The 17,573-nt window shown below is 73.1% G+C and carries 12 protein-coding genes; 7 read left to right on the forward strand and 5 right to left on the reverse strand.

Annotated features, from left to right (window positions below; all coding sequences use genetic code 11):
• Both ACFVFR_RS11755 and glnA read right to left on the reverse strand, forming a co-directional pair.
• Nucleotides 1-914: ATP-binding protein (locus tag ACFVFR_RS11755; RefSeq protein ID WP_383700008.1), on the reverse strand; the 914-nt coding region annotated here is incomplete at its 3' end.
• A 529-nt stretch (nt 915-1,443) separates the two neighbouring features.
• Nucleotides 1,444-2,805, reverse strand: a complete 1,362-nt coding sequence (gene glnA, locus ACFVFR_RS11760) for a type I glutamate--ammonia ligase (protein ID WP_383700010.1) — start codon at nt 2,803-2,805, stop codon at nt 1,444-1,446.
• A 454-nt stretch (nt 2,806-3,259) separates the two neighbouring features.
• On the opposite strand from glnA, the gene ACFVFR_RS11765 reads away from it, so the two are divergent.
• From ACFVFR_RS11765 to ACFVFR_RS11790, 6 genes are all read left to right on the forward strand, one after another.
• On the forward strand, nt 3,260-5,248 hold the full coding sequence (locus ACFVFR_RS11765) for a collagenase (protein WP_383700012.1): 1,989 nt from the start codon (nt 3,260-3,262) through the stop codon (nt 5,246-5,248).
• Nucleotides 5,249-5,476: 228 nt separating this feature from the next.
• On the forward strand, nt 5,477-6,154 hold the full coding sequence (locus tag ACFVFR_RS11770; RefSeq protein WP_383700014.1) for a GntR family transcriptional regulator: 678 nt from the start codon (nt 5,477-5,479) through the stop codon (nt 6,152-6,154).
• Between the two features lie 272 nt (nt 6,155-6,426).
• The gene (locus ACFVFR_RS11775) at nt 6,427-7,440 is read left to right on the forward strand and encodes a hypothetical protein (protein WP_383700016.1); all 1,014 of its coding nucleotides are present in this window, start codon (nt 6,427-6,429) and stop codon (nt 7,438-7,440) included.
• Nucleotides 7,441-7,592: 152 nt separating this feature from the next.
• Nucleotides 7,593-9,350 (forward strand): multicopper oxidase family protein, encoded by a 1,758-nt coding sequence (locus ACFVFR_RS11780; protein ID WP_383700018.1) that lies wholly within the window; start codon nt 7,593-7,595, stop codon nt 9,348-9,350.
• Between the two features lie 146 nt (nt 9,351-9,496).
• A complete protein-coding gene (locus ACFVFR_RS11785; RefSeq protein WP_383700020.1) occupies nt 9,497-11,251 on the forward strand; it encodes an NAD+ synthase in 1,755 nt (584 codons plus the stop codon).
• 227 nt (nt 11,252-11,478) lie between these two features.
• Nucleotides 11,479-12,195, forward strand: a complete 717-nt coding sequence (locus tag ACFVFR_RS11790) for a DsbA family oxidoreductase (protein WP_383700022.1) — start codon at nt 11,479-11,481, stop codon at nt 12,193-12,195.
• A 121-nt stretch (nt 12,196-12,316) separates the two neighbouring features.
• Here the strand turns inward: ACFVFR_RS11790 and ACFVFR_RS11795 are convergent, their stop codons facing one another.
• The 3 genes from ACFVFR_RS11795 to ACFVFR_RS11805 form a co-directional block, all read right to left on the reverse strand.
• Nucleotides 12,317-13,273: an endonuclease/exonuclease/phosphatase family protein gene (locus tag ACFVFR_RS11795; RefSeq protein ID WP_383700351.1), complete on the reverse strand. Its 957-nt coding sequence runs from the start codon at nt 13,271-13,273 to the stop codon at nt 12,317-12,319.
• A 399-nt stretch (nt 13,274-13,672) separates the two neighbouring features.
• On the reverse strand, nt 13,673-14,308 hold the full coding sequence (locus ACFVFR_RS11800) for a TetR/AcrR family transcriptional regulator (RefSeq protein ID WP_383700024.1): 636 nt from the start codon (nt 14,306-14,308) through the stop codon (nt 13,673-13,675).
• Nucleotides 14,309-14,406: 98 nt separating this feature from the next.
• Nucleotides 14,407-16,077: an MFS transporter gene (locus ACFVFR_RS11805; RefSeq protein ID WP_383700027.1), complete on the reverse strand. Its 1,671-nt coding sequence runs from the start codon at nt 16,075-16,077 to the stop codon at nt 14,407-14,409.
• Between the two features lie 309 nt (nt 16,078-16,386).
• Between ACFVFR_RS11805 and panB the strand changes: the two genes are divergently transcribed.
• Nucleotides 16,387-17,298 carry a 3-methyl-2-oxobutanoate hydroxymethyltransferase gene (gene panB / locus ACFVFR_RS11810; RefSeq protein WP_383700029.1) on the forward strand — a complete coding sequence of 304 codons (912 nt, stop codon included), beginning with the start codon at nt 16,387-16,389 and terminating at the stop codon, nt 17,296-17,298.
• The last annotated feature ends 275 nt before the right edge of the window (nt 17,299-17,573 follow it).

Below are 17,573 nucleotides of genomic sequence, written 5' to 3' on the forward strand. Positions count from 1 at the left end.
TGGGTGTTCCACTGCATCGCGACCTCAAGCGAGAGCAGCCGCTCCTTGTCCTCGGCCTCGATGTCGATGACCGTGGGATGCACCAGCTCGCCCTTACGCGAGTTCAGGTACTTCACGAAGTCGACAATGCCACCCTCGTAGCGGTACGTGACCGTCCGCGCGGCCGACTCCCCCGTGTCGGCGGTCGGGTCGTCCGCGCCGACAGTGGCCTTCGCGGACGCGCGCTCGTCCGTGAGCGACAGGGTGAGGCCCTTGTTGAGGAAGGCCATCTCCTGGAAGCGGCGCGAGAGCGTCTCGAAGGAGTACTCGGTCGTCTCGAAGATGTCGCCGTCGGCCCAGAACGTCAGCGAGGTGCCCGTCTCGGCGACCCGCTCGTGCCGCTGGACCCCCGTGGTCGGCACGCCCTTCGCGTACTCCTGACTCCAGCGGTGTCCGTCGTAGCGCACCTCCGCCTCCACCCGGGTCGAGAGCGCGTTGACCACCGACATGCCCACGCCGTGCAGACCGCCGGAGACGGCGTAGCCGCCGCCACCGAACTTGCCGCCCGCGTGCAGCACCGTCAACACCACCTCCAGCGCCGGCCTGCCCTGGGAGGCGACGACGTCGACCGGGATGCCCCGCCCGTTGTCGACGACGCGCACGCCGCCGTCGCCCAGGATCGTCACGTCGATACGGTCCGCGTGCCCAGCCAGCGCCTCGTCGACGGAGTTGTCGACGATCTCGTAGACCAGGTGGTGCAGCCCCCGCTCGCCGGTCGAGCCGATGTACATGCCAGGCCGCTTGCGGACCGCGTCCAGGCCCTCCAGAACCTGGATGTCACCACCGGTGTAGGACGCGTCTCCCACGTGGCCCGTGGTGGGCGCGGTAGGGACGGCGTCGGCCGAGGAGTCGGAGGGAAAGCCGGGATCGGTCACGGGGTGCTCTCTTTTCTGGCACGACGAACCGGGCCCCCACCCGGCGGGCGGGAACGGGGCGGCGTCGGACGGAGGGATCGGCGACAGGGCCCGACCAGCCGGCCGGACCTGCTCCGCAAGGTTCACCACAGAATCGAGAAACAGGTTTAGCACACTCCGAGGCGGCATCACATACAGCCCCGCAGGCCATCTAGACAGCCCCCCGAAGGGCGATCAACTCCAGAGGCGATCCCCCCTACACGCGCACCACTCAAGCGACTCAGATCGCCACACAGGGATTCTCGTGCGCGGCGTCGAGACCCGTGGAAACAGGGACCCGGGCGCGGGCCGGAATCGCTCCGTAGAGCCCCTCCGAGCGGGCCACGACGGCACGGGACACCCGCTCGGACCCCATCCCACCCACCACCTCGGGCGGGGGCGCTCACAGCGCGGCGCCGCCGGTCCGGGACCGGCGGCGCCAGGAGCGTCGGCGAGAGCGCGGCGCGGGGCGGGGCGGGAGCCGCCCGGCGCGCCGGCACGGGGCGCGCCTCTACAACACCGGCAGCAGGTTGCGCAGTTCGAAGGCGGTGACCTCGGAGCGGTACTCCTCCCACTCCTGCTTCTTGTTGCGCAGGAAGAAGTCGAAGACGTGCTCGCCGAGCGTCTCGGCGACCAGTTCGCTGCGCTCCATCAGGGCGATCGCCTCGCCCAGGTTCTGCGGCAGCGGCTCGATGCCCATCGCGCGCCGCTCGGAGTCGGACAGGGCCCACACGTCGTCGTCGGCGCCGGCGGGCAGCTCGTACCCCTCCTCGATGCCCTTGAGGCCGGCGGCGAGGAGGACCGCGTAGGTCAGGTAGGGGTTGGCGCCGGAGTCGATGGAGCGGACCTCGACCCGGGTGGAGCCGGTCTTGCCGGGCTTGTACATCGGCACGCGGATGAGCGCGGAGCGGTTGTTGTGGCCCCAGCAGATGTACGAGGGGGCCTCGCCGCCCGCGCCGGCGGTGCGCTGGGAGCCGCCCCAGATCCGCTTGTAGGAGTTGACCCACTGGTTGGTGACGGCCGAGGTCTCCGCCGCGTGCCGGAGCAGGCCGGCGATGAAGGAGCGGCCCACCTTGGAGAGTTGGTACTCGGCGCCCGACTCGTGGAAGGCGTTGCGGTCGCCCTCGAAGAGGGACAGGTGGGTGTGCATGCCCGAGCCGGGGTACTCCGAGAACGGCTTGGGCATGAACGTGGCCTGCACACCCTGTTCCAGCGCGACCTGCTTCATGACCAGCCGGAAGGTCATGACGTTGTCGGCCGTGGAGAGCGCGTCGGCGTAGCGCAGGTCGATCTCCTGCTGACCCGGCGCGCCCTCGTGGTGGGAGAACTCGACCGAGATGCCCATGTTCTCCAGCATCGTGATGGCCTGCCGGCGGAAGTCCATGCCGACGTTCTGCGGGGTGTGGTCGAAGTAGCCGGAGGAGTCGGCGGGCACCGGTCGGGTGCCGTCCACGGGCTTGTTCTTGAGCAGGAAGAACTCGATCTCGGGGTGGGTGTAGAAGGTGAAGCCGAGGTCGGAGGTCCGGGCGAGGATGCGCTTGAGGACATAGCGGGGGTCGGCGTAGGAGGGGGAGCCGTCCGGCATGAGGATGTCGCAGAACATGCGCGCGGTGCCGGGGGCCTCGGCCCGCCAGGGCAGGATCTGGAAGGTGGCCGGATCCGGCTTCGCGATCATGTCGGACTCGTAGACCCGGGCGAAGCCCTCGATGGCGGAGCCGTCGAAGCCGATGCCCTCGTCAAACGCCTGCTCCAGCTCGGCGGGAGCCACTGCGACGGACTTGAGGAAGCCGAGCACATCGGTGAACCACAGCCGTACGAAGCGGATGTCGCGCTCTTCGAGCGTACGGAGCACGAACTCCTGCTGCTTATCCATAGTCCCTATCCTCGCAGGTCAGACGGCTGCTCTGGGGTGCTTGGCAGATCCGGTGACACCTCAGTATCACGCCACCGGGTTTCCGTTGAGTTTCGCATCCGTGCCGGCGCTTCGCGTCAGCGCGTACGCGTTCCCCGCGCCTGGTGTCCGCCCCGCGCCCGCCTCGCGCCGTGCCGAGTGCGCGCCGGGCTCTCGCCGTGTCCGCGCCGCGCTCGCGGCGCGCCGACACCGCGTTCACGACCGGTTGTGCGGCCCCGGTGGCGCGTCGGGCGTCGATGTCCGGCGCCGCGCGGGTGCTGGCGGAACTCTTCCGGTCCCAGCCCTTCCCTGCGTGAGGTGACGTGTGAAATTTTACATGGCACACGCCGCGTACGTGCTCATGACATGACGCGCCGTCGTTCCGTTCCGTGCGCGCCGCGCGCGGCACCACTCCACCCCCACGGGAGGCATCCGCATGAGAAGGACCCCGGTGCGTCGACGCACCGGCCCCCTGGCGGCCCTGGCCATATCCCTGTGCCTGGGCGGCGGCCTGCTCGCCGCCCCCAGCCAGGCCGCCCCCGCCGCACCCCCCACCCGCGACACCCCCGCCTCCAGCTCCCCGCACGCCCCGGACGGTGCGGGGCCACTCGGGCCGGGGCCCTCCGCCGCGCGCCCCGTCGAGGCCGAGCACGTGGGCGACGCGCGCAGCCCGCTCGCGCTGCGCCCGCCGCTGTCGGCCGACAAGGACGCGCTACGGCAGGACTACGACACGCCCGCCACGCTCTCCCCCGAGCAACGTCGCCCCTCGGCGCGCGGAGCGGCGCGCGCGGCGTGCGACGTCGGCGACTTCACCGGCAACACCGGCGCAGCGCTGGTGGAGAAGGTCAAGGGCGCGGCCACGGAGTGCGTCAACACGCTGTTCAACCTCACCGGCGCCGACGCGCGCGGCGCCTTCCGCGAGGAGCAGATGGTCACGGTGGCCGACGCGCTGCGCGCCGGCTCGGCCGACTACCCCGGCGACGGCTCGACCGGCATGCCCCAGCTCGTGCTGTTCCTGCGCGCCGGCTACTTCGTGCACTGGTACCACCAGGACGACGTCGGCGCGTACGGACCGGCGCTGCGCTCCGCCATCCAGGGCGGCCTGGACGCGTTCTTCGCCTCCTCGCACGCGGGCGACGTGACCGACGCCAACGGCGAGACGCTGGCCGAGGCCGTCATCCTCATCGACAGCGCCGAGGAGAACGCCCGCTACCTGCCCGTGGTCAAGCGGCTGCTGACGGCCTACGACACCTCGTACGACGACTCGTGGTGGATGCTGAGCGCGGTCAACAACGTGTACACGGTGCTCTTTCGGGGCCACCAAGTGCCGGAGTTCGTCAGCGCGGTCGAGCGGGACCCGAGCGTGCTGCGGACGCTGTCGGACTTCGCCGGCGAACACCTGGACCTGCTCGGCGGCGAGCGGAGCTACCTGACCTCCAACGCCGGGCGCGAGCTCGGCCGCTTCCTCCAGCACGCCTCGCTGCGTTCCGAGGTGGCGCCGCTGGCCAAAGAGCTGCTCCGGCGCAGCGAGATCACCGGCCGCACCGCGCCGCTGTGGGTGGGGGTCGCGGAGATGACCGCCGCCTACGACGCGGCCAACTGCGCCACGTACGGCACCTGCGACCTGCCCGGGCGACTGACCGAGGCGGCGCTGCCGGTCCGGCACACGTGCGGGCCGAGCATCACCATCCGCGCGCAGGAGATCACCCCGGCGCAGTTGGACGCCACCTGCGCCAGCCTGTCCGGGCAGGACGCGTTCTTCCACGACATCGCCCGGGACAGCGGCCCGGTGGCCGACGACCGCAACGAGACCATCGAGGTCACCGCCTTCGACTCCAGCACCGACTACCAGACCTACGCCGGCGCGATCTTCGGGATCGACACCAACAACGGCGGCATGTACCTGGAGGGCGACCCGTCGAAGGTGGGCAACCAGCCGAGGTTCATCGCCTACGAGGCGGAGTGGCAGCGGCCGGAGTTCGCCATCTGGAACCTCAACCACGAGTACACGCACTACCTCGACGGCCGGTTCACCATGCACGGCGACTTCACGGACGGCGTGAGCACGCCGACCGTATGGTGGATCGAGGGCTTCGCCGAGTACGTCTCGTACTCCTACCGCGACCTGCCCTACCAGGAGGCCGCCGCCGAGGCCGGCAAGCACACCTACCCGCTGAGCACGCTCTTCGACACGACGTACGAGAACGCCGACACCACCCGCGTCTACCGCTGGGGCTACCTGGCCGTGCGATACCTGCTGGAGCGGCACCGTGGCGACGTGGACACCGTGCTCGGGCACTACCGCGCCGGTGACTGGCAGGCCGCGCGCCAGCACCTCACGGAGACCATCGGCAACCGCTACGACGCCGACTGGGACGCCTGGTTGACCGAGTGCGCGGCCGGCGGCTGCACCAGGACGACCTGACGCACACCCCACGCAGCCGGCCCACCCGGTCGGCCCCGTGGCCACGCGCCGCCGCCCCCGACCCGGCCCCCACCGGGCCGGGGGTGGTGGCCTCTCGCGCGTCCGCTTCCGCCCCGCGCGCCCATCGGGCGGGGCGGGCCTCGCACATGGCCCGCCGGGCGGTGGGCCAGATGGCTTGGTGAAATGTGAAGTTATACTCTCCGTGCCGAACCTAGGACGGAGGCCCACGTGGCTGACCTGCGGCAACGCAACCTGATCTTGGTCCAGGAGCGGCTGCGCGACCAGGTGGCGAACGCCCTGCGCGCCGCCATGATCGCTGGCGAACTCGAGGCCGGAACCGTCTACTCCGCCCCCGCGCTCGCCGCCGAACTCGGCGTCTCCGCGACGCCGGTCCGCGAGGCCATGCTCGCCCTCGCCCGCGAGGGGATGGTGGAGCCGGTGCGCAACAAGGGCTTTCGCATCACCGAGCTCTCCGATCGCGATCTGGACGAGTACAACGAGATCCGCGAGCTCATCGAGGTGCCCACGATCGGGCGGGTGACCCGCACGGTCTCCGTGGAGGACCTGGAGTCGATGCGCCCGGTGGCCCAGGAGATCGTGGCCGCGGCCAACCGTCACGACCTCATCGGCTATCTGGAGGCGGACCGTCGCTTCCATCTCCAACTCGTCGGCCTGGCCGGCAACGCCCGTCTGGTGGAGGTCGTCGGCGACCTGCGCAAACGAGCCCGCCTGTTCGGCCTGGCCCGGCTGGACCGCAACGGCGAACTGGCCGCCTCGGCCGAGGAGCACCTGGAGCTGCTCGACCTGATGATCGCCGGCGACGCCGAGGGCGCCCAGGAGTGCATGCGCCGCCATCTGGGCCACGTGCGCTCCCTGTGGTCCACGCCGCCCAAGGGAGAGGACTGACGTCCGACGTTGGGGGCCGGGCCCGGGTGACAGCCGGCCTCCCGAACGGGTTCGCGTGCCGCCGCCGACGTCGCGGGCGGGTTCGCGCGGATGTGGGCCGGGCTCGGCGGGGCCGGGTGTAGCGGGGCCAGGCTCGGCGGGGCCGGGTGTAGCGGGGCCGGGCTTGGCGGGTCCGAGTTCAGCGGGGCCGGGCTCGGCGGGACCGGGCGCGGGGCCGGCGCCGGGGGCGCCACCCCTGACAGAGATACCCCTCGGGGGTAAGCTGGCCCGCGATGACCGCCCGGACGCGTACGGTGCCGAGCCGCCAGCGACGCGGCACCGCTCGGGGTGCCCGGCTGCTGTTGCTCGCCGCCCTGCTGTTCGGCATCGTGACCATGCACACGCTCGGCCACCCCACGGAACACGGTGGTTCGAGCGCCCACGCGGCCTTCGGCCAGGCCCCGGCCCATCCGCCGGCCGCCCCGGAAGCGCCACCCGCCCATCCGCCGGCCGCACAGGCGCTGACGGGCCATCCACCGCCGGGCCCACCGCCCCACGCCCGTCCGGCGCTGAAGGTCGCGGCGGCCCACTCCGCCACCGCGCCCCGCCACGGCGCCGCGTGGCCGCACGCCCTGCGCCACGATGTCGCGCGGCCGAACGTCGCCCCGGCGTCGGGGCCCTTCGCGGTGTCGGGGTCCTTCGCGGTGGGAGCCACCGCACGGCCGACGCCGGCCGCGAACCCGGCACCCGCCGCGACGCCCGACTCCGTCGCCACGCCGGGGGCCGACGTCAAGCCGGACGCCGCCGCGCGGGCCGCCTCCCCCGCGACGCCGGGAGCTGCCGCCGATCCGCACGTCGACGCGAGGTCGGGGGCCTTTGCCAGGCCGGGGAACCCCACCGCACCACACACCCTCCCCGCACCACGGGGCCTCCCCGCACCACACACCCTGCCGGTGTCACACACCCTCCCCGCACCACACGCCCTGCCGGTGTCACGGACGCTCCCCGCGCCGCACCCCCTCCCCACACCGCGGAGCGTCGCCGGGCCGGGCGGTGGGCACGGGGCGGCTGTCGGTGACGCCGCTCCGCGCCGGCTCTCCGCTCCCGGGCACGGCGGTCTGGACCCGCTGTCCGTCTGTCTCGCCGTGCTCGTGGCGTGGTCCGTCGTCCTTCTGCTCAGCGCCGCCGCACGGCGCCGGGCGCCGGCCGGCGCCGCCTGGCTGGGCACCGCGCTCACCCACCCGCTACGCCCCGCGCCCCCGCCCCACCCCGCGCCGCTGACGCACTCCGTGGTGCTGCGCCTGTAGGACGGCCCGCGCCGCTCCCGCCCCCCCTGTGGTGCCCGCACCCGACCCACTCGGCTCCCACGCACGCGTGGTGGCCGGGCGTCGCGTGGTGCCCGCGAGCGGCGACCGCGCCCACCCTTACGCATCGACACCGATCCGAGGTGTATCTCGTCATGCGCACCACCACCCGGCGCGCCCTGCTGGCCGCCACCACCGCGCTGGCCGGCGGCGGCCTGCTCGCCGCCTGCTCGTCCGACTCCGACCCGAGGTCCGGCTCCCCCGCGAGCTCTCCCGGCGGCCACGGCGGGGACGCCGCCCCCGGCGACTACGTCACCCCGAACGACCCGGCGGTCGCCGCCGCCGAGCGCCGGCGACGCCCCGGCCCGGCCCGCGAGGTCCGCCTGACCGCCGCCCGCGCCCGGCTCGACCTGGGCGGCGGCGTACAGGTCAGCTCGTGGGCGTACGACGGCCACCTGCCCGGGCGGGAGGTGCGGATCAGCGCGGGCGAGACGCTCGCCCTCACGCTGGCCAACCACCTGCCGCAGACGACGTCGACGCACTGGCACGGTCTCGCGCTGCGCAACGACATGGACGGCGTCCCGGGCCTGACCCAGCGCGCGGTACGGGCCGGCGGGTCGTTCGCCTACCGGTTCGCGGTGCCGCACCCCGGCACGTACTGGTTCCACCCGCACTCGGGCGTACAGCAGGACCGCGGCCTGTACGCACCGCTGATCGTCGAGGACCCCAGGGAGCCGCTCTCCTACGACAGGGAGTGGGTCGTCGTGCTCGACGACTGGGTGGACGGCGTCCAGGGCAGTACGCCCGACGCGGTACTGGCCGAGCTCAGCTCCGGCATGGGCCACGACGCCCCGGGCGGCGACGGCACGAGCGCCCCCACGGACCACAGCGGCACGGACCACGGCGGCACGGACCACGGCGGCATGGACCACGGGGACATGGGTGGCGAGGCCAGCCCCTCCCCCGGCGGCGGGATGGACCACGGCGCGCACGGCGCCTTCGCCACGAACCCCGGGCCCGGCGCCGCGTCCTCGGGACCGGCCCGCTCCGGGCCGCCCCGGATGATGATGGGCGCGACCAGCAGGCTCCTGGGCGGCGACGCGGGCGACGTGGCGTACCCGTACTACCTGGCCAACGGTCGCACCGCGAAGGACCCGCGCACGTTCACGGCCCGCCCCGGTGACCGGGTGCGCATCCGGCTGATCAACGCGGGCGGGGACACGGCCTTCCGGGTCGCGCTCGGCGGGCACCGGATGACCGTCACGCACACCGACGGCTTCCCCGTCGAGCACGCGCGCACCGACGCGCTGCTGCTCGGCATGGGCGAGCGCTACGACGTGCTGGTGACGGTGGGCGACGGGGTCTTCCCGCTGACCGCGGTCGCCGAGGGCAAGCGCGCCACGGCCCTGACCGTGCTGCGGACCGGCCGTGGCGCGGCGCCGGCCGCCGGCGCCCGTCCCCGGGAGCTGGAGGGCCGCCTGCTCACCGCCTCGGACCTGCGCGCCGCCGAGTCCGTACGGCTGTCGCCCCGCGCGCCGGACCGTACGCTGCGGCTGCGGCTGACGGGTTCCATGGCGCGCTACGACTGGGCGATCAACGGCCGGCGCTACGACCCGGGGCACCGCGAGCCGGTGCGGGCGGGCGAGCGCGTACGGCTGTCGTTCGTGAACGACACGACGATGTGGCACCCGATGCACCTGCACGGACACACCTTCGCGCTGGCCACGCGCGCGGGCGCGGGGCGGCGGGCGGCACCGGGCACGGGCGCGCGCAAGGACACCGTCATCGTGCTGCCCGGCCGGCGCGTCGAGGTGGACTTCGACGCGGACAACCCGGGCCTGTGGATGCTGCACTGCCACAACGTCTACCACGCGGAGTCGGGCATGATGTCGGTCCTCGGCTACCGCCGGTAGCCGCCGCCCACCCGCCGGCCCCTCGGCCGGCCCAGCGCCGCGTCCCGGGCCCGCTCCCGGGCGCGACGCCGGGCAGTGCACCGGCCGCCACCGTGTGGCCGCCCTCACCACCCCATCGCGTCAAACAGACGATTACACTGGCCGACGTGCCTCAACTTCGCCTCGCTCTGAACCAGATCGACCCCACCGTCGGTGACCTCGCGGCCAACGCGGAGACGGTCGTCCAATGGACCCGGCACGCCGCCGAACAAGGTGCCCACCTGGTGGCGTTCCCCGAGATGGCGCTGACCGGCTACCCCGTCGAGGACCTGGCGCTGCGCGCCTCCTTCGTCGAGGCGTCCCGCGCCGCGCTGACCGCGCTCGCCGCCCGACTCGGGGCCGAGGGGTTCGGCGAACTGCCCGTGATCGTCGGCTACCTGGACCGCAGCGACAAGGAGCAGCCGCGCTACGGCCAGCCCGCGGGTGCCCCGCGCAACGCCGCCGCCGTGCTGCACCGTGGCCAGGTGGCGCTCACCTTCGCCAAGCACCACCTGCCGAACTACGGCGTCTTCGACGAGTTCCGCTACTTCGTGCCCGGCGAGACGCTGCCGGTCATCCGTGTCCACGGCATCGATGTCGCCCTCGCCATCTGCGAGGACCTGTGGCAGGAGGGTGGCCGGGTGCCCGCCGCCCGCTCGGCCGGCGCCGGTCTGCTGGTCTCCATCAACGCCTCCCCGTACGAGCGCGAGAAGGACGACACCCGCCTTGACCTGGTGCGCAAGCGGGCCCAGGAGGCGGGTTGCACCACCGCCTACCTCGCGATGATCGGCGGCCAGGACGAGCTGGTCTTCGACGGCGACTCGATCGTGGTCGACCGGGCGGGCGAGGTGATCGCGCGGGCCCCGCAGTTCGCCGAGGGCTGCGTCCTGGTCGACCTGGACCTGCCGGCCGCCGCGCCGGAGCCGCCGTCGGGCGTGGTGGACGACGGGCTGCGCGTCGACCACGTCACGCTCAGCCAGGAGCCGGTGCCGGCCTACGCGGTGGAGCTGCCGGGCGGCGAGGCCGAGCGGCTCGGCGACGACGAGGAGGTCTACACCGCGCTGGTGGTGGGCCTGCGCGCGTACGTCGCCAAGAACGGCTTCCGCAGCGTGCTCATCGGCCTCTCGGGGGGCATCGACTCGGCGCTGGTGGCGGCCCTCGCGTGCGACGCGCTCGGCGCGCGCAACGTGTACGGCGTGTCCATGCCCTCGAAGTACTCCTCGGGCCACTCCAAGGAGGACGCCGCCGAACTCGCCAGGCGCACCGGCCTCAACTTCCGCACGGCGCCGATCGTGCCGATGTTCGACGCGTACATGGGCTCGCTGGACCTGACCGGGCTGGCCGAGGAGAACCTCCAGGCCCGGCTGCGCGGCACGCTGCTGATGGCGCTGTCCAACCAGGAGGGCCACATCGTGCTGGCCCCCGGCAACAAGTCGGAGCTGGCCTGCGGGTACTCCACGCTCTACGGCGACTCCGTGGGCGCGTACGGCCCGATCAAGGACCTGTACAAGTCGGGCGTCTTCCAGCTGGCCCGGTGGCGCAACCAGGCGGCCACCGACCGGGGCCAGACCCCGCCGATCCCGGAGAACTCGATCACCAAGCCCCCCAGCGCCGAACTGCGCCCGGGCCAGGTCGACGCCGACTCCCTGCCCGACTACGCGATCCTCGACCAGATCCTGGAGCGCTACGTCGACCGCGACCAGGGCAGCGCCGAGATCGTCGCGGCCGGCTTCGAGCCCGAGACGGTGACCCGGGTGCTGCGCATGGTGGACGCGGCGGAGTACAAGCGCCGCCAGTACCCGCCGGGCACCAAGATCTCCGCCAAGGGCTTCGGCAAGGACCGCCGCCTGCCCATCACCAACCGCTGGCGCGAGTCGGGCTGAGCGCCACCGCCGGTCGCCACGCGGCGACCGGCGGCGCGCGGGGCGGCGTCGGGTCGGGGGGCGGTGTCGGGTCGGGGGCCGGTGTCGGGGCGCGGGGCGGCGTCGGGTCGGGGGCCGGTGTCGGAGCGGGGGCCGGTGTCGGGGAATAACGCGGTGCGCGCGCTGGTTGAGGGGCGAGCGTGCTTGAGGATTCAAGTGCGGCGTACGGAGCGACAGGGAGTGGACCGGTGAAGGTCGAGATCTACAGCGACATCGCCTGCCCGTGGTGTTACCTCGGCAAGGCGCGCTTCGAGCAGGCGCTGGCCGCCTACCCGGAGGCGGACCAGGTCGAGGTGGTCTACCGGCCGTTCCAGCTCGACCCGGGCGCGCCGGAGGAGCCGCTGCCGCACCGTGAGGTGCTGGCGGCCAAGTACGGGCCCCGGTCGCTGGAGATGGACGCGCGGATCACGGAGCTGGGCGCCGCCGAGAACCTGGCCTTCGACTTCGACACGGTCGTCGAGAACAACTCGCTGCTGGCCCACCGCCTGCTGCGGTACGTGCTCGACACGTACGGCGCCCAGGCCCAGGCCCGACTCAAGGGCCGGCTGCTGGCGGCGCACTTCGGTGAGGCGCTGGACATCGGCGACCGCGCGCAGCTCGCGGACGCCGCCGTCGAGGTCGGCCTCGACCGCGACCCGGTCACCGCGTTCCTGAACGGCGACGACCTGCACGACGAGGTGCTGGACGAGATCGAGGTCGCCCGCTCCCGGGGCGTCACCGCCGTGCCCACCTTCGTCTTCGAGGGGCAGTGGGCGGTGCAGGGCGGACAGGAGCCGGGCACGTTCCTGAGCGTCTTCGAGCAGGTCGCGCGGGAGACGGCCGGCGCCCCGGCGTCCGGTGCCGCCGCCGGGGCGACGCCTGGTGCCGCGTGCGAGGGCGACGCGTGCGAGGTCCCGCGCGACTGAGCCGGCTGCCGGGGCGCGGGACCCGCGCCCCGGCCGCGCGGTACGCGGCGGTGCGGGTCGGCCTGACGACACCGCTCCCGGGCGCACTGCCCTCCCCCGCGAGCGTGACCGGTCGCGCCGGTCAGAGGTTGACGGAGGCCGCCACCGGGAGGTGGTCGCTGCCGGTGTCGGGGAGCGTCCAGGCCGAGACCGGCTCCACCTCGCGGACCAGGATCTGGTCGATGCGGGCCATGGGGAAGGACGCGGGCCAGCTGAAGCCGAAGCCGTCGCCGGCGGCGCCCTGCGCGGAGCGCAGCTGCGAGGTGACGGGGGCCAGGGCGCGGTCGTTCATGGTGCCGTTCAGGTCGCCGAGGAGGATGACCCGCTTCAGGGGCTCGCGGGAGATGGCCGTGCCGAGCGCCTCCGCGCTGTCGTCGCGCTGGCCGGCGGTGAAGCCCGCGTCGAACTTGACCCGCACGGACGGCAGGTGGGCGACGTAGACGGCGACCTCGCCCCGGGGGGCGGTGACCGTGGCCCGCAGCGCGCGGGTCCAGCCCATCTTGATCTCCACGGCCCGCGCGTCCTTGATCGGGTAGCTGCTCCACAGCCCGACCGTGCCCTGGACCGTGTGGTACGGGTACTTCGCCCTGAGCGCGCGCTCGTAGACGGGCACCGCGTCGTCCGTCAGCTCCTCCAGCGCGACCACCTGCGCCCCCGAGGCCGCCACGGCCTTCGCCGTACCGGCCGGGTTGGAGTTGTCGGCGTTCACGTTGTGCGTCACGACGGTCAGATCGCCGCCGGAACCGGACTTGCTGGTCAACAGCCCGCCGAAGAGGTTCAGCCAGACGATCACCGGGAGCAGCAGGGCGACGAGCGCGCTGGCCGAGCGGCGGAAGAGGGCGCAGCCCAGCAGCACCGGGATGCCCACCATGCCGATCCACGGCAGGAACGTCTCCAGCAGGCTGCCGAGGTTGCCGACGTCGTTGGGGATCTGCGCGTGGAAGATCATCAGCAGCGCCAGCAGCACGGCGAAGCCCGCCACCACCAGGCCGCGCCGCCACACCTCGCGCCCTCGCCAGCCGTCGACCAGGCGCCGCATCCGGGAGCGGACCGGTCCGGGTTCGTCCCGGTCGTGCCCGGTCTCTTCCGCGTACGCCTGTGCCATGCGTCGTCGTCCTCACTAGCTCACCGGCCCGCCACCGCCTAGACCATAGGCGATGACCAGGTCGTTTCCCGACGCCCCAGGTGGGCGCCTCGAAAGTGAGGACGAGTGACGGACGGGCCCGGGTTCCGTTTCGCGGTACTCGGCGGCGTGCTGTGACACGACGGGAACAAATCGACCCACATCCCGCGCAAGGAGTGCAACCAGGGTCATGCCGTACGCGGGGGCGCCGGCCGCGCCGGCGGCGCGGCTCGTATCGACGGTCGGCTCACACCGCCGGGACCACGCGCCGTGGGCGACCCCGCCCGTCCCGGCCGCGCCGTGGACTCACGGCGGTCACGCGCGGGGGCGCACCCCGTCGAGCACCGTGTCCACGATGCGCTCCGCGAGCCCCTCGGGCAGGTCCATCCACTCGTGCAGCAGCACGCGGGAGAGCATCGGGCCGACGAAGAGCTCGGCGAGGAAGTCGACGTCCTGGTCGGCGCGGATCTCGCCCCGGTCGACGGCGCGCTGGAGCACCGCGCGCATGGCCGCGCTGCGCTTGTGCACCACCGTGTCGTGGTACGTCCGCCACAGTTCCGGATACGCCTTGACCTGCGTGACCACCGTACGGAGCAGCGCCGAGTGGCGCTTGGCCAGGCCGCGCTGGCGCAGGAACTCCAGCATCCGCACCAGGTCCTCGCGTACCGAGTCGCCCACCGGTGGCGGCGGGTCGGAGTCCAGGGCTCGCATGACGTCGAGCATCAGCGCCGGCTTGCCCGGCCAGCGGCGGTAGACGGTGGCCTTGCCCACGCCCGCCTCGCGCGCGATGCGTTCCATGGACAACTCGCCGACCGTGACGCCCTCTTCCAGCAGCCGCAGCACGGTCTCGATGATCGCCGTGTCCGCCGCCGCGCTGCGCGGGCGCCCGCGCCGCTCCGCGCATGCGGGCGTCTCGGGCGCCGCGCCGTGGGGCGCCCCGCCATCCGACACCGCCGCTCGCACGGCACCGCCCGCACGGGCGGCGGGCACCTCGCCGGGTGCGCGCCCTCGCGGGTCGCTCGTCCGGCCGGCGTCGGATGGCGTGGGAATCACCGGTGTGCCTCCAGCGTGCTCTGCTCGCTCGCCGTGCCACCCGCGGCCCCCGCGTCGGCCGCCGGCTCCGCCCGCTCGGGGCGCGCCGCGCCGGCCGCGCCGCCGCCGTCCCGACCGCCCTTGCCGGGCAGGAAGAGCGCCACGACCAGCGCGCCGAGGAGCGCGACACCGGCCGCGCTGACGGCGGTGACGTGCATGGCGTGGATGAACGCGTCGTAGGCGGGGTCGATCAGGGCCTTGCCGTGCTCACCCATGCCACGCGCCGCGCCGAGCGTCGCCTCGATGGACTCGCCCGCGCTGTGGCGCTGGCTGTCGGAGAGGCCGGGTACGGCCGCGAGTTCGTCGTCGATGCCGTTACGGTACGTGGTCGACAGCAACGAGCCCAGCACGGCGATGCCCAGGGCGCCGCCGACCTGACGGAAGGTGTTGTTGAGCGCGGAGCCCGAGCCCGCCTTGTCGCGCGGCAGGGCCTGCATGATGGCGACGGTGACCGGCGGCATGATGTGCGCCATGCCCGCGCCCTGGAGGAAGAAGAGCACTTCCAGGACCCAGATGGGGGTGTCCGCGTCGAGGAGCAGGAAGCCGGCCAGCGTCGCCGCGATGACCAGCATGCCGCCGGTACACACGGCGCGCGCCCCGAAGCGGTCCACCACCAGGCGCGAGCGCGGGGCGAAGAGCAGCTGCGCGACGGCCAGCGGCAGCAGCAACAGGCCGGATTCCAGGGCGCTGTAGCCGCGCACGCTCTGGGTGTAGAAGACGACGAAGAACGTCACGCCCATCAGCGCGAAGAAGACCAGCGCGATGGCGGCGATGGCGGCCGAGAACGCCGGCTTGCGGAAGTAGCTGACGTCGACGGCCGGGTGGTCGCTGCGCTTCTCGTGCCAGACGAACAGCGCCAGCACGGCCACGCCCAGGCCGATGGTGGCGAGCACCTCGGAGTCGGCGAAGTCGGCCAGCTGGCCGCCCTTGATGATGCCGTACACCAGCGAGACGAGCCCCACCACGGACAGCAGCACGCCGATCGGGTCGAGCCGGCCGGGCGCGGGGTCACGCGAGTCCGGCACGAGGACGACCATGGCGATCAGGCCGACGATCACGACGGGGATGTTGACGAGGAAGACCGAGCCCCACCAGAAGTGCTCCAGCAGGATGCCGCCGGTGATCGGACCGATGGCGATGGCCAGGCCGACGGCGGCGACCCAGATGCCGATCGCCTTGGGCTGCTCGTCGCGCTCGAAGACGTTCATCAGGATGGCGAGGGTGGCGGGCATCACCAGCGCGCCGCCGAGGCCCATCACGGCCCGGTAGGTGATCAGTTCGCCGGGCGAGCCGGAGAAGGCGGCGAGCACCGAGCCGAGGCCGAACACCACCATGCCGGCGAGCAGGATCTTCTTACGGCCGTACCGGTCGCCGCACAGGCCGGCCGTGAACAGCAGCCCCGCGAAGACGAGGGTGTAGGAGTTGATCGCCCATTCCAGCTCGCTCTGGGTGGCGCCCAGGCCGGTCGGTTCCGGTGACGAGATGGTCTTCATGGCGACGTTGAGGATCGAGTTGTCCAGCACCACGATCAGCACGCTGAACATGAGAACGACGAGGATCGCCCACCGCCTGCGGTGGATCGCCTCGGGCACGGTGCGAGCCGTGGCTATGTCGGAAGGTGTTGCCATGCCGCCCAGGCTACGACCATTTCGATACGAGACCGTCTCGTATTGGAAAGTCTTTACACAGCGTGCTGCTCTGGGGAATGGTTCGCGGCGGGCGGGGCGACCTCACGGGCGGACGGGCCGGCTCCGGTGGACGGGCCGGCGCGGTGCGCGCCGGGGCGCGGGGCGGGTCGTCCGTCCAGCTGGCGGCCGTGACCCGTGGGACGAACGGGGACGGACGACCCTTCCGTATCGCGTGGGCCGCGTGCCAGCATGGAGGCGGTCCAGGGACGCCGTGAGGGCGCCTTGAGATGACGAATACGGAGCCGTGTCATGACGACGCATGCCTCGCAACAGGCTGCACCCACCACATCCGCCGCACCCGCCGCGTCGACGGGCGCCGGCGCGCCCGACGGCGGTAAGGCGCTGTACGGGGGCAGGGGGACCCGACGGATCACCGTCCGGGACATCGGAGCCGCCAAGGAGCGCGGCGAGAAGTGGCCCATGCTCACCGCCTACGACGCCATGACCGCGTCGGTCTTCGACGAGGCGGGCGTCCCCGTGCTGCTCGTCGGCGACTCGATGGGCAACTGCCACCTCGGCTACGACTCCACCGTGCCGGTCACGATGGACGAGATCACCATGCTCTCCGCGGCCGTGGTGCGCGGCACCCGGCGCGCCCTGGTCGTCGGCGACCTGCCCTTCGGCGCGTACCAGGAGGGCCCCGTACAGGCCCTGCGCAGCGCGACCCGACTGGTCAAGGAGGCGGGCGTGGGCGCGGTGAAGCTGGAGGGCGGTGAGCGCTCGGCCGACCAGATCGAACTGCTCGTGCGCTCCGGCATCCCGGTGATGGCCCATATCGGCCTCACCCCGCAGTCCGTCAACGCCTACGGCGGCTACCCCGTGCAGGGGCGTGGCGAGGAGGCGGCGCAGCAGTTGCTGCGGGACGCCAAGGCGGTGCAGGACGCGGGCGCGTTCGCGGTCGTCCTCGAACTCGTCCCGGCCGAGCTGGCCGGCGAGGTGACGCGGTCGCTGCACGTACCGACCGTGGGGATCGGCGCGGGCGCGGAGTGCGACGCGCAGGTGCTGGTGTGGACGGACATGGCGGGCCTGACCGGTGGCCGGGTGCCGCGCTTCGTCAAGCAGTACGCGCGCCTGCGCGAGACCCTCGGCGACGCGGCTCGCGCCTTCGCCGACGAGGTCGTCGGCGGCACCTACCCGGCGCCCGAGCACGCCTTCCACTAGCCAGGTCACCCGCCGGCGGACGCCCCGACCGGGGCCGCCCGCCGGCGGGTGTCGGCCACGAGCCCCCGCCGTCGCGTGCCGGGCAGCCCTCGCTCGGGACAGCGTCGGGGTCACTACGCGAACCACGGCGAACCCCTGCGGATCCGCACACAGTTCGCGGAGCGGACGGTGGCCGGGTCCGAGCGGTTCCCCGATCAAGCACCCCGCGTGGGGTTTATCCCGAGCGCACGGCGTCGTCGCAGGTCAGCGGCGGGTTCGCGAGGCGGCGTAGGGGC

Source organism: Streptomyces sp. NPDC057702 (assembly GCF_042799315.1).
Classification (GTDB): Bacteria; Actinomycetota; Actinomycetes; order Streptomycetales; family Streptomycetaceae; genus Streptomyces.

Bases quoted from the DNA above. Each gene is read 5' to 3' on its own strand.
- ACFVFR_RS11765 (WP_383700012.1), top strand. From the start codon at position 3,260: ATGAGAAGGACCCCGGTGCGTCGACGCACCGGCCCCCTGGCGGCCCTG.
- ACFVFR_RS11805 (WP_383700027.1), bottom strand. From the start codon at position 16,077: ATGGCAACACCTTCCGACATAGCCACGGCTCGCACCGTGCCCGAGGCG.
- ACFVFR_RS11795 (WP_383700351.1), bottom strand. From the start codon at position 13,273: ATGCGGCGCCTGGTCGACGGCTGGCGAGGGCGCGAGGTGTGGCGGCGC.
- glnA (WP_383700010.1), bottom strand. From the start codon at position 2,805: ATGGATAAGCAGCAGGAGTTCGTGCTCCGTACGCTCGAAGAGCGCGAC.
- ACFVFR_RS11780 (WP_383700018.1), top strand. From the start codon at position 7,593: ATGCGCACCACCACCCGGCGCGCCCTGCTGGCCGCCACCACCGCGCTG.
- panB (WP_383700029.1), top strand. From the start codon at position 16,387: ATGACGACGCATGCCTCGCAACAGGCTGCACCCACCACATCCGCCGCA.
- ACFVFR_RS11775 (WP_383700016.1), top strand. From the start codon at position 6,427: ATGACCGCCCGGACGCGTACGGTGCCGAGCCGCCAGCGACGCGGCACC.